Origin of the sequence: Janthinobacterium sp. SUN118 (genome assembly GCF_030397695.1) — a bacterium.
Lineage (GTDB): Bacteria > Pseudomonadota > Gammaproteobacteria > Burkholderiales > Burkholderiaceae_D > Janthinobacterium.
This window is the reverse complement of the sequence record NZ_JAPUBV010000001.1, coordinates 702,070-715,121: the sequence shown is the minus strand read 5'-3', so window position 1 is coordinate 715,121 and position 13,052 is coordinate 702,070. Positions and strand designations below refer to the sequence as shown.

The window sequence follows — 13,052 nt, the reverse complement described above, 5'->3', positions numbered from 1 at the left end:
GAAATATTTACAGGCCTGCACTGCTCGGTAAATTGAGCAGGCGACGTTCGAGCGATTCTGCCACGGGCACCGGCGCGCACGGCGCGCTGCTGTAAGGTTGCAGACGATGCATCAAATGCCATACCGGACGCGTCATTAAGCCGGCATCATTGGTGGCGCCGAGAATTTCGTCGCGATAGCCGGCATGCGCTTCGTCGAGCGCCAGGGTCTGCAACCAATAATTGCTGTGCCGGCCGGCCGGTTCCGCCACCATATGCATGCCCTCCACACCTGCGAACGCAGCCGCGTAACGGTCAAACAATTGCCGTTTGCTCAAAAGGAAACCAGGCAATTGTTCAAGTTGGGCGCAACCGAGTGCGGCATTAATGTTGGGCAAACGATAATTGTAGCCAATTTCATCATGCAGGAAATTCCAGCGGTGCGGGATCTTTGCCGTGGTGGTGATGTGCTTGAGGCGGGCACCCAATTCCGGGTCGTTGGTGAGAATCGCCCCGCCGCCGCCAGTGGTAATGGTTTTATTGCCGTTGAAGCTGAGCGTCCCCATCACGCCAAAAGTGCCGGTGTGGCGTCCGCCGATAGTGCTGCCCAGCGATTCGGCCGCGTCTTCGATCACTTGCAGATGAAAATCATGGGCCACGCCGAGCAAGGCGTCGATATCGACCGGGTGGCCAAAGGTATGCATCGGCACCATGGCGCGGATGACGCGGCCGGTCTGACGGTTGATGCAATGGCCACCGCGCATTTCGGTGCTGCCATTCAAATATTCGCGCAAGGCTTGCGCATCCATGCCCAGAGACGTTTCTTCGCTATCGACAAAATGCGGCGTCGCCCCGCAGTAGCTGACGGCATTCGCGGTGGCGATGAAGGTCAAGGCCGGCAATAACACTTCATCGCCCGGCTCGACGCCGGCCATGCGCAGCGCGACATGCAAGGCAGCGGTGCCGTTGACCACGGCCACGGCCCGCGCGGCGCCGGTGAATTCGGCCAACTGATGCTCAAAGCGGTCAACGAATTTACCTACCGACGAGACGAAAGTGGAATCCAGGCATTCTTTCAGGTAATTCCACTCATTGCCACGGAAACGCGGTTCGTGCAGGGCTGCAGGTCCTTCGCCGACTACCGAGCGGACGGCGGCGACCACTTGCAGCGGCAAGGAGAGTTGGGAAGAGGTATCGTTCATACGTTGTAAATATCGGCTTTGTAACTGGCCAGATTGGCGGGATCGCTGAACCAGGCAACGGTTTCTTGCAGACCGCGGATGAAACCGTCGCGGCCGCCGTATTGCGGTTGCCAGTCGAGCAAGTCACGCGCCTTGCCGTTGGCCGCCCACAACCGCTCAACCTCGCTCTTTTCCGGACGCAGACGCTGGTCATCGGTGACAACTGCAATTTCCACGCCCATCGCCTCGGCGATCGCGTGCGCGGTGTCGCCGATCGAAATCTCGAAATTGCTGCCCAAATTGATCACTTCGCCTATGCCGCGCTCGGACTCCATGGCGGCGATAAAACCGGCAACGGTGTCGGCGACATAACTGAAATCGCGCGTCGGGTGCACCGCGCCAAGTTTGATCTCGCGCATGCCTGCCGCGATCTGGGTAATAATTGTCGGTATCACCGCGCGAGCCGACTGGCGCGGGCCATAGGTATTAAACGGACGCAACAAAGTAACCGGGGTACCAAAGGAGGCGTGGAAGGACATCGCGATCTGGTCCGCGCCGATCTTGCTCGCAGAATATGGCGATTGGCCCTGCAAAGGGTGCTCTTCGGTGATCGGCACAAACCGCGCCGTACCATACACTTCACTGGTCGAGGTTTGCACCACCTTGCCGATGCCCAGGTCGCGCGCGGCCTGAACGATGTTCAGCGTACCCTTGATATTCGTATCGACATAAGTATCGGGCGAATGGTAGGAATATGGAATGGCAATCAGCGCAGCCAGATGCAATACCGCATCGCATCCCTTCATCGCGGTACGCACGCCGTTCGGGTCGCGCACATCGCCGGCAAACACTTCAAACTTGCCCTTGACGTCGGCCGAACAGCGGTCCAGCCAGCCCCAGGAATTGAATGAATTGTATAAAACAAAGGCACGCACGTCATAGCCCGCGCGTACCAGAGCTTCAGTCAGGTGGGAGCCGATAAAACCGTCGGCGCCAGTAATTAAAATCTTTTTTTTCATATTTTTTCGTTCAACAATAATTCGGCGAATTTCCAGTCCAGGGGGGTATCGATATCGACCGAACGGTCCGCTGGCATGACATAGGCCAGCGTTTCATCGGCAAGCAGGGTGCGGCTGCGCCGCAACCAGTCGGCATTGGCGAAGTATAAAGCACCGTTCAGCGTCAATACAGTCGGCAGATCCTGGCGTCGGGTGTGCGATTGCGAAGTCAACAACTTTTCCAGTTGCTGCGTTGCCGTCATTCGGTACATCCAGTCGGGGTGTGCATCGGGTTCGCTGACTGACACCACCGAAACGGCTTCCCGCTCGCGCGCCAAGGCAAGGCAGGCATCGATGTCGGCACTGCTGCGCAAGGGAGATGTCGGCTGCAGCAGCAGCACCGCATCATAGTCCGGCAGTTGCTGCAGCGCATGGAGCACAGGCTCCACGCCGGGAGTCTCGTCGCGGGCCAATTCGGCCGGACGCAGGAACGGCACTTGGGCACCGTAGCGCAGCGCCACTTCTGCGATTTCAGCATTGTCCGTGCTCACCACTACGCCATCGAGCAGAGTGGACGCCAGCGCAGCCTCGATCGTCCAGGCAATCAGGGGTTTGCCGGCGATCATATTAATATTTTTGCGAGGAATTCCTTTTGAACCGCCACGCGCAGGTATCAACGCCAGCGTTTTCATATGTGCATTCCCGAAAGATCGCCCGGCAATGCCACAAAAAGGTCTACCACAAGATCAGGCAGGCAACAGCCTGGATTTCGAATGAATTTCATCAATGTTAAATACTTTTTTATAAATCGCAAAAATAAAGAAACACGTTGCGCAGTATTTTTATTGAAATCAGATTCATCAGAATTGCTAATGTAACATTTTTTTAGAATCAAGATCAATGCTGCTTCTAACGCAACAGGGATTTAATAAATACCAACCCTCGTTTATAAAAAACCATTATTGCCATTACACTGGCGCCAGTATAACACGGAGCCTCTGCGCAGCAGCGCCATTTTAGCACCTCGCTACCGTGAAAGCCCATTGCGGCAAGCGTGTCAGCGGGCGCGCAGCCAGCTCGCTTAAAGCAGGCACAGTGGCCGATATCAGGCTCGACCTTCATTGCGGCGACCGAATTATGTGCTGACGAATATTGGGCTCATGCCTCGCCACTTGCTGATCATTTTCAGCTGCCACTTCGCCATCAATCCGAGGATCATGATGAGGCGCCCCTGCGCCCGAACTTGCGCCTTGCCGGCTGCTTCCTTGCTGCCCGAGCAGCGTGCCACCACGCGACCAGTCGGCCGACCGGGCCAAACCCTAATGTCGCCGACCGTCCCGATCAGAGTCCAGACGCTCGCGATCTGCCCGATACCAGGAATCGCTTGGCGCAGGCGCTACACCCACTCGCAGCGAACCATGGCACCAGCAGATATTCGCACACCCGGTGCATGCACGAGGATAAAATTGAGGCCAATACGCCACACCTATTATGTAATTATTTGTAACACTTCCCTGACACAAAGCACTCAAAGCCACCGTACCATAAAGGCGGGCAAGGCGCCGCAAGCTTGCATCCGCGCACCCACCTACCCTTTCAAACTCAGCGCAGACAGTTGCCCAGGCTTGCAGCAGCATGCTCGAAACAGACAGGGAGCGGCCCATGATGCCGCCACATGACGCACTTTCCGCCAGCATAAGCGACGGCAGCCGATTGGCGCTCACCACATAGCGGACAAGCTACCGCGGGCACGGCCAGCCTCGGCAAAAAAACGCCGCAGCCCACACAGTACCAGCAAGAATGGCTGACAGGCTTAGACAACAGATATAATCTAAGTGATAAGCAAAACGGACAGCCAGCCATCGCGCCTCAAAAGACTTGCCGGCGCCGGCAAAGAGCACCCTACCCTCCGAAGCAAGGGGGATGCACGCGGTCGGCACCCGCCCCGGAATTTGACGCAGGCGCCGCGAGTTGTGGTGCGCCATTATATTTTCAAATTATCCGAGAATACAGGCCAAATGAAACAGAGAGTAATAATGCCTTTAATTTATTAAAAATAAGGTAGATTCTCTGTGTTTTGCCTCAAAAAATGCGCCTCCCGCGTTTGAAGGGGGAGGTATTCCTGTATAATAGTTAGCTTTGCTGAAATCTTAAAATTTTATCAGACCGTACATTATCTTTGCAATTTTCAATTTTGACAATTATTTCTCATGGATCAATCAATGCAAACCAAGCGTGACTATGCTATCTGCAGTAATTGCATCATGGACACCTCGGATTCGAACATTACTTTCGATGAAAAAGGTTGGTGTGATTACTGCAACAATTATCATGCTAATATCGTTCCAAACTGGCATCCGGACGAGCGCGGCCACCAGCAATTGCTGGCAGACGTCGAGCGCATCAAGCGTGATGGTGCTGGCAAGCCGCACGATTGCATTATCGGCCTGAGCGGTGGCGTCGACAGTTCCTACGTGGCCTATCTGGCCAAACAACATGGCTTGCGTCCGCTGCTGTTCCACGTCGATGCCGGCTGGAACTCGCAGCAGGCAGTCAACAATATCGAGAAAATGGTGGACGGCCTCGGTTTCGACTTGCATACCGAAGTCGTGAACTGGCAGGAAATGCAGGATTTGCAACTGGCCTTCTTCAAGGCCCAGGTGCCGCATATCGACACGCCGCAAGATCACGCTTTTTTTGCGTCGCTGTACAATTTCGCCGCCAAAAACGGGGTCAAGTACATCCTGACGGGCGCCAACTATTCCACCGAATGCGTGCGCGAGCCCCTGGAGTGGCACTACCATGCGTCCGACCTGACCCAGTTGAAAGATATCCATAGCCGCTTCGGCAAGCGCAAGCTGAAAACCTTTCCGCTGTGCGATATTTTCAAGTACAAGATTTACTACCGCTTCGTGAAGGGTGTCAAAGTCGTCAAGCCGCTCAATTGCGTGCCTTTCATTAAGGAAGAGGCAATGCAATTGCTGGTTGACACCTATGGCTGGCAAAAGTATGCGCACAAACACTATGAATCGCGTTTTACCCGATTTTATGAAGGTTATTGGCTGCCGACCAAATTTGGCTTCGACAAGCGCCGCGCCCACTTCTCCAGCTTGATACTGACCGGTCAACTGAGCCGCCAGGAAGCGCTCGACAAGATCGCCATCAAGGCTTACGACGAGGCGACCGTGGCCCAGGATTTCGAATACATTGCCACCAAACTGGGGCTGACGATCGATGAATTGAAAGCCTTGATGCATGGCGAAAACAAGAGTTATTCGGATTACAAGTCCAGCATGTCCCTGCTCAACTTCATCACCAAGGCATTGCGCCTGATCGGCTTCCAGAAGGCGATCATCCGATGATCAAGATTGTCGATTACGGCCTCGGCAATATCAGCGCTTTTTCGAATATGTACAAGCGCATGAATATTCCGGCGATGGCGGTGAAAACCGCGGCCGAACTGGAAGGCGCCAGCAAAATCATCTTGCCGGGCGTGGGCGCATTCGACCATGCGATGGAATTGCTCGACGCCTCAGGCATGCGCGGCACCCTGGAAACGCTGGTGCGCGACGAGCAGGTGCCGGTGCTCGGGATTTGCGTCGGCATGCAAATCCTGGCCGAAGGCAGCGATGAAGGCAAGCTGCCGGGCCTGGGCTGGGTGCCGGGCCAGGTGCGCGCCTTCAAGGGCGAAGCGCTGTCGGCCCAGTTGCCGACCCCGCACATGGGTTGGAACGATGTCGCCCCCGTCGTGCCGCACGCGTTGTTCGCCGGCCTGGAAAACGACGCGCGTTTTTATTTCCTGCATTCGTACTTTTTCGAGTGCGCGCAGCCTGAGAGCGTGATGGCGAGTTCGACTTACGGCCTCAATTTCGCTTGTGCGGTTCGCTCCGGCAATGTCTACGGGGTGCAATTCCATCCCGAGAAGAGTCACCACTATGGTGCCTTGCTTCTGAAAAACTTTGCGGAGCTGTAAATGCTGAGACCGAGAATCATCCCCTGTCTGCTGGTGCATGAAGAAGGCCTGGTCAAGACGGTGTCGTTCAAGAATCCGAAATACGTGGGCGACCCGATCAATGCCGTCAAGATTTTCAATGAAAAGGAAAGCGACGAACTGATCGTGCTCGACATCGATGCCACCGTCAACGGCGTCGAACCGGACTATAAATTAATCGCCGACCTGGCCGCCGAGTGCCGCATGCCGCTGTGCTACGGCGGCGGCATCCGCACCGTGGCGCAGGCCAAGCGCATCATCAGCCTGGGCGTGGAAAAAATCGCCATCAGTGCGGCGGCGATTGAAAATCCGGAACTGATCCGCCAGATTGCCGATGAAATCGGCAGCCAGAGCGTGGTCGTGGTGCTGGACGTCAAGAAACGCATGCTGAGCAAGGAATACGATGTATTCCTGCACAACGGTCGCAAGAATACCAAGCTGAACGCGGTGGAAGTGGCGCAAAAGGCCGAGGCGCTGGGCGCGGGCGAGATCGTTATCAATTCGATTGAAAACGATGGCCAGATGAAAGGTTACGATCTGGCGCTGGCGGAAAAGATACGCGCCGCCGTGAAACTGCCGATCACCATCCTGGGCGGCGCCGGTTCACTCGACGACGTCGCGCAACTGATCCGCGCTTGCGGCGTGGTCGGCGCCTCTGCCGGCAGCCTGTTCGTCTTCAAGGGCGCTTACAAGGCAGTACTGATCAATTATCCCACTGTGCAGCAACGCGACGAGCTGGTGCGCAACACACTGGGCGCGTCTTAAACATCACAAGTTAATGCGATTAACGGAAAAGAGATATTATGTTTGAAGGCAAGGTTCTTCTGATTACCGGTGGTACGGGTTCTTTCGGGAATGCCGTGTTAAAACGTTTTTTGGACACCGGCATCGGTGAAATCCGCATTTTCAGCCGCGATGAGAAAAAGCAGGATGACATGCGCAAGAAGTACCTCAGCCCCAAGCTGAAGTTCTACATCGGCGACGTGCGCGATTTCGACAGCGTGCTCAACGCCACCCGCGGCGTGGATTACATTTTCCACGCGGCCGCGCTGAAGCAAGTGCCCTCCTGCGAATTCCACCCGATGGAAGCGGTGAAAACCAATATCCTGGGCACCGACAATCTGCTCGAAGCCGCCATTCAGAACAGCGTGCGCCGGGTGGTCTGCCTGAGCACCGACAAGGCCGCCTATCCGATCAATGCGATGGGAATTTCCAAGGCCATGATGGAAAAAGTCATGGTCGCCAAATCGCGCAACCTGGATGACGCCAAGACCGTCATTTGCGGCACCCGCTACGGCAATGTGATGGCGTCGCGCGGTTCGGTGATCCCGCTGTTCGTTGAACAGGTCAAGGCCGGCCAGCCGATCACGATCACCGATCCGGCCATGACGCGCTTCATGATGACGCTGGAAGACGCGGTCGATCTGGTGCTGTACGCCTTCGAGCACGGCACCAACGGCGACATGTTCGTGCAAAAGGCGCCGGCCGCCACGGTCGAGGTGCTGGTGCAGGCGCTGCTGGCGATCCTCGACAAGCCCGATCATGAAGTCAATATCATCGGTACCCGGCACGGCGAAAAACTGTATGAAACCTTGCTGAGCCGTGAGGAAATGGCGGCGGCTACCGACCTCGGCGAGTATTTCCGCGTGCCACCCGATTTGCGCGACTTGAATTACGGAAAATTCGTCGAGCAGGGCGAACAGAAGATTTCCACATTTGAAGATTACAACTCGCACAATACCGAACGCCTGGACCAGGACGGCATGCAGAAGCTGCTGATGAAGCTCGACTTCATCCAGGCCATCGTGCGCGGCGAAGCAGCGGTAGCGGAAGGTTAAGTGCATGAAAGTCTTAGTCACCGGAGCCCAGGGCTTCATCGGCAGGAACCTGATGGTCCATTTGCGCGAACGGGCCGGCATCGAAGTGCTGACCTTCGTCAAGGGTGAATCCTGGCAGGCGCTGGGCGAAAAGGCGGCGCAGGCCGACTTCATCTTCCACCTGGCGGGCATCAACCGGCCGCAGACGGAAGCGGAGTTCGCCCAAGGCAACACCGACCTGACCCAGGCCCTGTGCGACGCACTGCAGGCAAGCGGTCGCGCGGTACCCGTCATCTACACTTCGTCTATCCAGGCGCAGCGCGACAATGCCTACGGCAGCAGCAAGCGCGGCGCCGAAGATGCGCTGCGTGCCTTCAGTGCGGCCAGCGGCGCGCCGGTATATATCTACCGCCTGCCGAATGTGTTCGGCAAATGGTGCCGGCCGAATTACAATTCGGCGGTGGCGACCTTTTGCCACAATATCGCGCAAGGTTTGCCGGTGCAAATCAACGACCCGGCCGCGCAGATCGAGCTGGTGTATATCGACGACGTCATCGCCGCGTTTTTGGACGTGATGCAGCAAACGCCCGTGCCGGCCGAGTACCAGGAAGTGCAGCCGGTGTACCGCATCAGCGTCGGCGCGCTGGCGCAGCAATTGCAAACCTTCAAGGACAGCCGCGCCAACCTGCTTACCGAGGCTGTCGGCGGCGGCTTGACGCGCGCGCTGTACTCGACCTTCATCACCTATTTCACGCCCGAACAGTTTTCTTATCCGCTGGTCAAGCATGAAGATCCGCGCGGCGTGTTTGTGGAAGTGCTGAAGACGCATGACGCCGGACAGTTTTCCTTTTTCACGGCGCATCCGGGAATTACCCGTGGCGGCCATTATCACCATACGAAGACCGAGAAATTCCTGGTGATCAAGGGCGAAGCCCGTTTCGGCTTCCGCCATATCGATAGCGGTGCCACGCATCAGCATTGCACCAGCGCCAAGTCGCCGGAAGTGGTGGAAACCATTCCCGGCTGGTCGCACGACATTACCAATATCGGCGACGAAGAAATGATCGTCATGCTGTGGGCTAACGAGATTTTCGACCGCCAGCATCCCGATACGATTACCTACAAGGTTTGACAATGAAAAAACTGAAAGTCATGACCGTGGTTGGCACGCGGCCTGAAATTATTCGTCTGTCGCGCGTGCTGGCCAAGCTGGACCAGCATTGCGAGCATGTGCTCGTACATACCGGACAGAATTACGATTACGAACTCAACGAGATTTTTTTCCACGACCTGGAAGTGCGCAAGCCTGACCACTTTCTCAACGCGGCCGGAGCGAATGCCGCCGAAACCATCGGCAAGATCATCATCGCCGTCGATGCCGTGCTGGAGCAGGTACAGCCGGACGCGCTGCTGATCCTGGGCGATACCAACAGCTGCCTGGCGGCGATTCCCGCCAAGCGCCGCAAGATTCCGATTTTCCATATGGAAGCGGGCAACCGTTGCTTCGACCAGCGCGTGCCGGAAGAAACCAACCGCAAGATCGTCGACCACACGGCCGACATCAACCTGACCTACAGCAGCATCGCGCGCGAATACCTGCTGCGCGAAGGCTTGCCGCCGGACCGCGTCATCAAGACCGGCAGCCCGATGTATGAAGTGCTGCACAACTACAAAGACGGCATCGACGCTTCGGACGCCGTGGCACGCCTGGGCCTGAGCGAAGGCCAGTATTTCGTGGTCAGCGCGCACCGCGAGGAAAACATCGATTCCGAAGTCAATTTCGCCAAGCTGGTGGCGGTGCTCAATGCCGTGGCAGAGCGGTACCAGTTGCCGGTGATCATGTCGACCCATCCGCGCACGCAAAAGAAGGTCGACGCCAAGGCGGTCACCTTCCATCCCCTGGTGCGCCTGCTGAAACCGTTGGGCTTCAAGGATTACGTCAAGCTGCAAGCCAGTTCGAAAGCCGTGCTGTCCGACAGCGGCACGATTACGGAAGAATCGTCCATCCTCAATTTCCCGGCCCTGAATATCCGCGAAGCGCACGAGCGGCCGGAAGGAATGGAAGAAGCGTCGGTCATGATGACCGGGCTGGAAGTGGAGCGCGTGCTGCAGGGCCTGGCGATCCTCGACAGCCAGCAGCGCGGCGCGGTGCGCGATCTGAAGCTGGTGGCCGACTACAGCGCGCCGAACGTGTCCGATAAAGTGATACGCATCCTGCACAGCTATACCGATTACGTGAACCGCAAAGTGTGGCACAAGGCGGGATAAGCGACAGCGTGAAGATATTAATCGTTAGCCAGTATTTTTGGCCGGAAAACTTTCGCATCAATGACCTGGCGACGGAATTGCAGCAGCGCGGCCATGAAGTCACCGTCTTGACGGGTTGGCCGAATTATCCTGAGGGAAAAATTTATCAGGATTTCAGCGAGCATCGCGCCAAATACGCGCAATTTGGCGCCGTCCGCGTGGTGCGGGTACCGCTGGCGCCGCGCGGCAAGGGGGCCTTGCGCCTGGCGCTCAATTACCTGAGTTTCGTTTTATCCGGCTCCTTGCTCGGTCCGCTCAAACTGATCGGCAAGAAATATGACGTGATTTTCGTGTACGAGCCATCGCCGATCACTGTCGGCATCCCGGCCCTGGTGCTGAAGTTGTTCAAGAAGACGCCGATCGTGTTCTGGGCGCTTGACTTGTGGCCGGAGTCGCTAAGCGCCGTTGGCGTCGTGAAATCGCGCAAGGTGCTCAATGCGGTCGGGGTAATGGTGCGCTTCATTTATCGCCACTGCGACTTGATTTTGGCGCAATCCAAATCGTTTATCGGCGGGATAGAAAAATATTGTCCGCAACGCGAGAAAATCCGCTATTTCCCTAGTTGGGCGGAAGAATTGTTTCATGAAGAAACGGTGATCCCGGCTCTTGAGGTGCCGTCCAAAGAAGGTGCATTTAATGTCCTGTTCGCCGGCAATATCGGCGATGCGCAAGATTTCCCCACCATCCTGGACGCTGCCGAGCGCTTGCGCGAACGGCGCGAGATTCGCTGGATTATTGTCGGTGACGGACGCATGGCCGACTGGGTCAGGGCGCAGGTCGCGCTGCGCGGTTTGCAGGATCAGGTGCTGATGCCGGGCCGCTTTGCACTCGAGCGCATGCCATCGTTTTTTGCCCATGCCGACACCTTGCTGGTGACGCTGAAGGCCAGCGAGATCTTTGCCATGACGATTCCGGGCAAGGTCCAGACTTACCTCTCATCGGGCCTGCCGCTGATCGGCGCGCTCGATGGCGAAGGCGCCGAAGTGATTCGCGAGTCGGGCGCCGGTTATGCCTGTGCCGCCGGCGATGCCGCCGGCCTGGCCGATGCCGTGGCGCGCATGGCCGACGCCAGCGTAGAGCAACGCGCCACGATGGGCGCAGCGGCGCAGCGCTGCTATGCCGAACAATTTGAGAAAAAACTGTTGATCGATAAGCTGGAAGGCCATTTTGCTGATCTCGTGTCAACCAAGAATAAAGTGAGCAGCCATGTCTAACATCCTCGTTACCGGGGCCAGCGGCTTTGTCGGTACGGCCTTGTGCGCCGAACTGGAGCGGCGCTCCATTGCCTGCACAGCCGCGGTACGCAAGGCAAGCAATCCAGCCCAATTGGCGGTTGGCGAACTGAGCGCCACGACCGACTGGTCGCAGGCCCTGGCTGGCTGCGATGCGGTGATCCACCTGGCGGCGCGGGTGCACGTCATGAACGACACATCGGACGATCCGCTGGCCGCTTTCCGCGCCGTCAACGTGGCTGCCAGCGTGCATCTGGCCAGGCAGGCCGCCCAGCATGGCGTGAAGCGGTTCGTCTTCGTCAGCAGCGTGAAAGTCAATGGCGAGGCCACAGGCACCCGGCCGTTTACCGCCTTCGACACAGGCGCGCCGCAAGACCCATATGGCCAATCGAAGCTGGAGGCCGAACTGGCGCTGAAAGAAGTGGCGCTGGCCACCGGATTGGAGTTGGTGATTGTCCGCCCGCCGCTGGTCTACGGGCCCGGTGTACGCGCCAATTTCATGCGTCTGATGCAACTGGCCAAAATCGGACTGCCACTGCCGCTGGGGGCGATTCATAACCAGCGCAGCATGGTGGCGCTGGACAATCTGGTCGATCTGCTGATCCTGTGCTGCCGTCATCCCGCTGCGCCGGGCCAGACCTTCATGGTGTCGGACGATCACGATGTCAGCATCGGTGAATTGTTGCGCATGCTGGCCAGCGGCATGGGCAAGCGCACATGGCTGATGCCGGTGCCGGCCGGGCTGATCCAGCGTTGCGCCGCGCTGCTGGGCAAGAAAGCGGTGGCGGATCGGCTGCTCGGCTCGCTGCAAGTGGACATCGCCCACACCAAGGCCACCCTAGGCTGGAAACCGGTGCTGGATATACAGGAATCCATCAATAAAACCGTGGCACACTTTCTGAAACAATAACAAGTATAAGCATGAAACGACTATTCGACCTGCTGCTGGCCCTGCTGGCCAGCCTCATTTTGCTGCTCCCTATCGTGCTGGTGGCGCTGTGCGTCAAATTGACTTCGAAAGGCCCGGCGATCTACTGGTCGGATCGGGTGGGACGCCACAACAAGATCTTCCGCATGCCGAAGTTCCGTACCATGCGTACCGACACGCCTGCGGTGGCGACCCATTTGCTGGCCGATCCGAAGCGCTTCCTCACACCGTGCGGCTCTTTTTTACGCAAATCCAGCCTGGATGAACTACCGCAGCTTTGGAGTATTCTGTGCGGTAATATGAGTTTTGTCGGCCCACGCCCGGCACTGTTCAACCAGGACGACCTGATCGCGCTGCGCACCCAGAACGGAGTGGATGCCATCCTTCCCGGCCTGACCGGATGGGCTCAGGTTAACGGCCGCGACGAATTGCCGATTCCAGAAAAGGTCAAGCTCGACGTGGAATACATGCAACGTCAATCGTTGGCGCTGGATTTGAAAATTATCTTACTGACATTCATGAAAGTCGTACGCCGCGATGGGGTGACCCATTAGCATGGCGGTTGTTGTTATTCCTGTATCATGTGCTGGCGGCAGATAATATTCGCCATTCAATAGCAC

At 57.1% G+C, this 13,052-nt stretch carries 12 protein-coding genes; 9 read left to right on the top strand and 3 right to left on the bottom strand.

Going from position 1 to position 13,052, the window contains the following annotated elements; translation table 11 throughout:
- Positions 1–7 precede the first annotated feature (7 nt).
- The 3 genes from O0880_RS03295 to O0880_RS03285 are packed head-to-tail and all read right to left on the bottom strand — an operon-like array spanning position 8 to position 2,849.
- Positions 8–1,180: a LegC family aminotransferase gene (locus O0880_RS03295; protein WP_289885042.1), complete on the bottom strand. Its 1,173-nt coding sequence runs from the start codon at positions 1,178–1,180 to the stop codon at positions 8–10.
- A complete protein-coding gene (locus O0880_RS03290; RefSeq protein WP_289885041.1) occupies positions 1,177–2,178 on the bottom strand; it encodes an NAD-dependent 4,6-dehydratase LegB in 1,002 nt (333 codons plus the stop codon). The genes O0880_RS03295 and O0880_RS03290 overlap by 4 nt, the downstream gene beginning before the upstream one ends.
- Positions 2,175–2,849, bottom strand: coding sequence for an acylneuraminate cytidylyltransferase family protein (locus O0880_RS03285; RefSeq protein ID WP_289885040.1), 675 nt, complete (start codon positions 2,847–2,849; stop codon positions 2,175–2,177). Before O0880_RS03285 ends, O0880_RS03290 begins: the two co-directional genes overlap by 4 nt.
- Before the next feature lie 1,518 nt (positions 2,850–4,367).
- Between O0880_RS03285 and O0880_RS03280 the strand changes: the two genes are divergently transcribed.
- Genes O0880_RS03280 through O0880_RS03240 form a run of 9 tightly spaced genes read left to right on the top strand, consistent with a single transcriptional unit; the run spans position 4,368 to position 12,986 of the window.
- Complete coding sequence (locus O0880_RS03280; protein WP_329957608.1) at positions 4,368–5,519, top strand: N-acetyl sugar amidotransferase; 1,152 nt, start codon at positions 4,368–4,370, stop codon at positions 5,517–5,519.
- A complete protein-coding gene (gene hisH, locus O0880_RS03275; RefSeq protein WP_289885038.1) occupies positions 5,516–6,130 on the top strand; it encodes an imidazole glycerol phosphate synthase subunit HisH in 615 nt (204 codons plus the stop codon). The genes O0880_RS03280 and hisH overlap by 4 nt, the downstream gene beginning before the upstream one ends.
- Positions 6,131–6,913 carry an AglZ/HisF2 family acetamidino modification protein gene (locus O0880_RS03270; protein ID WP_289885037.1) on the top strand — a complete coding sequence of 261 codons (783 nt, stop codon included), beginning with the start codon at positions 6,131–6,133 and terminating at the stop codon, positions 6,911–6,913.
- A gap of 38 nt (positions 6,914–6,951) precedes the next feature.
- Positions 6,952–7,986, top strand: a complete 1,035-nt coding sequence (locus O0880_RS03265) for a polysaccharide biosynthesis protein (protein WP_289885036.1) — start codon at positions 6,952–6,954, stop codon at positions 7,984–7,986.
- Positions 7,987–7,990: 4 nt separating this feature from the next.
- Positions 7,991–9,097 carry an NAD-dependent epimerase/dehydratase family protein gene (locus O0880_RS03260; protein WP_289885035.1) on the top strand — a complete coding sequence of 369 codons (1,107 nt, stop codon included), beginning with the start codon at positions 7,991–7,993 and terminating at the stop codon, positions 9,095–9,097.
- 2 nt (positions 9,098–9,099) lie between these two features.
- Positions 9,100–10,233 carry a UDP-N-acetylglucosamine 2-epimerase (non-hydrolyzing) gene (gene wecB, locus O0880_RS03255; RefSeq protein ID WP_289885033.1) on the top strand — a complete coding sequence of 378 codons (1,134 nt, stop codon included), beginning with the start codon at positions 9,100–9,102 and terminating at the stop codon, positions 10,231–10,233.
- Between the two features lie 8 nt (positions 10,234–10,241).
- Positions 10,242–11,486, top strand: a complete 1,245-nt coding sequence (locus O0880_RS03250; protein WP_289885032.1) for a glycosyltransferase family 4 protein — start codon at positions 10,242–10,244, stop codon at positions 11,484–11,486.
- Entirely contained in the window at positions 11,479–12,414 is a 936-nt protein-coding gene (locus O0880_RS03245) for an SDR family oxidoreductase (protein WP_289885031.1), read from the top strand. The genes O0880_RS03250 and O0880_RS03245 overlap by 8 nt, the downstream gene beginning before the upstream one ends.
- An 11-nt stretch (positions 12,415–12,425) precedes the next feature.
- Positions 12,426–12,986 (top strand): sugar transferase, encoded by a 561-nt coding sequence (locus O0880_RS03240; RefSeq protein WP_289885030.1) that lies wholly within the window; start codon positions 12,426–12,428, stop codon positions 12,984–12,986.
- Positions 12,987–13,052: the final 66 nt, after the last annotated feature.

Excerpts from the sequence above, each read along its gene's own strand:
- O0880_RS03295 (WP_289885042.1), bottom strand. The coding sequence starts at position 1,180 with ATGAACGATACCTCTTCCCAACTCTCCTTGCCGCTGCAAGTGGTCGCC.
- O0880_RS03290 (WP_289885041.1), bottom strand. The coding sequence starts at position 2,178 with ATGAAAAAAAAGATTTTAATTACTGGCGCCGACGGTTTTATCGGCTCC.
- O0880_RS03285 (WP_289885040.1), bottom strand. The coding sequence starts at position 2,849 with ATGAAAACGCTGGCGTTGATACCTGCGCGTGGCGGTTCAAAAGGAATT.
- O0880_RS03280 (WP_329957608.1), top strand. The coding sequence starts at position 4,368 with ATGGATCAATCAATGCAAACCAAGCGTGACTATGCTATCTGCAGTAAT.
- hisH (WP_289885038.1), top strand. The coding sequence starts at position 5,516 with ATGATCAAGATTGTCGATTACGGCCTCGGCAATATCAGCGCTTTTTCG.
- O0880_RS03270 (WP_289885037.1), top strand. The coding sequence starts at position 6,131 with ATGCTGAGACCGAGAATCATCCCCTGTCTGCTGGTGCATGAAGAAGGC.
- O0880_RS03265 (WP_289885036.1), top strand. The coding sequence starts at position 6,952 with ATGTTTGAAGGCAAGGTTCTTCTGATTACCGGTGGTACGGGTTCTTTC.
- O0880_RS03260 (WP_289885035.1), top strand. The coding sequence starts at position 7,991 with ATGAAAGTCTTAGTCACCGGAGCCCAGGGCTTCATCGGCAGGAACCTG.
- wecB (WP_289885033.1), top strand. The coding sequence starts at position 9,100 with ATGAAAAAACTGAAAGTCATGACCGTGGTTGGCACGCGGCCTGAAATT.
- O0880_RS03245 (WP_289885031.1), top strand. The coding sequence starts at position 11,479 with ATGTCTAACATCCTCGTTACCGGGGCCAGCGGCTTTGTCGGTACGGCC.
- O0880_RS03240 (WP_289885030.1), top strand. The coding sequence starts at position 12,426 with ATGAAACGACTATTCGACCTGCTGCTGGCCCTGCTGGCCAGCCTCATT.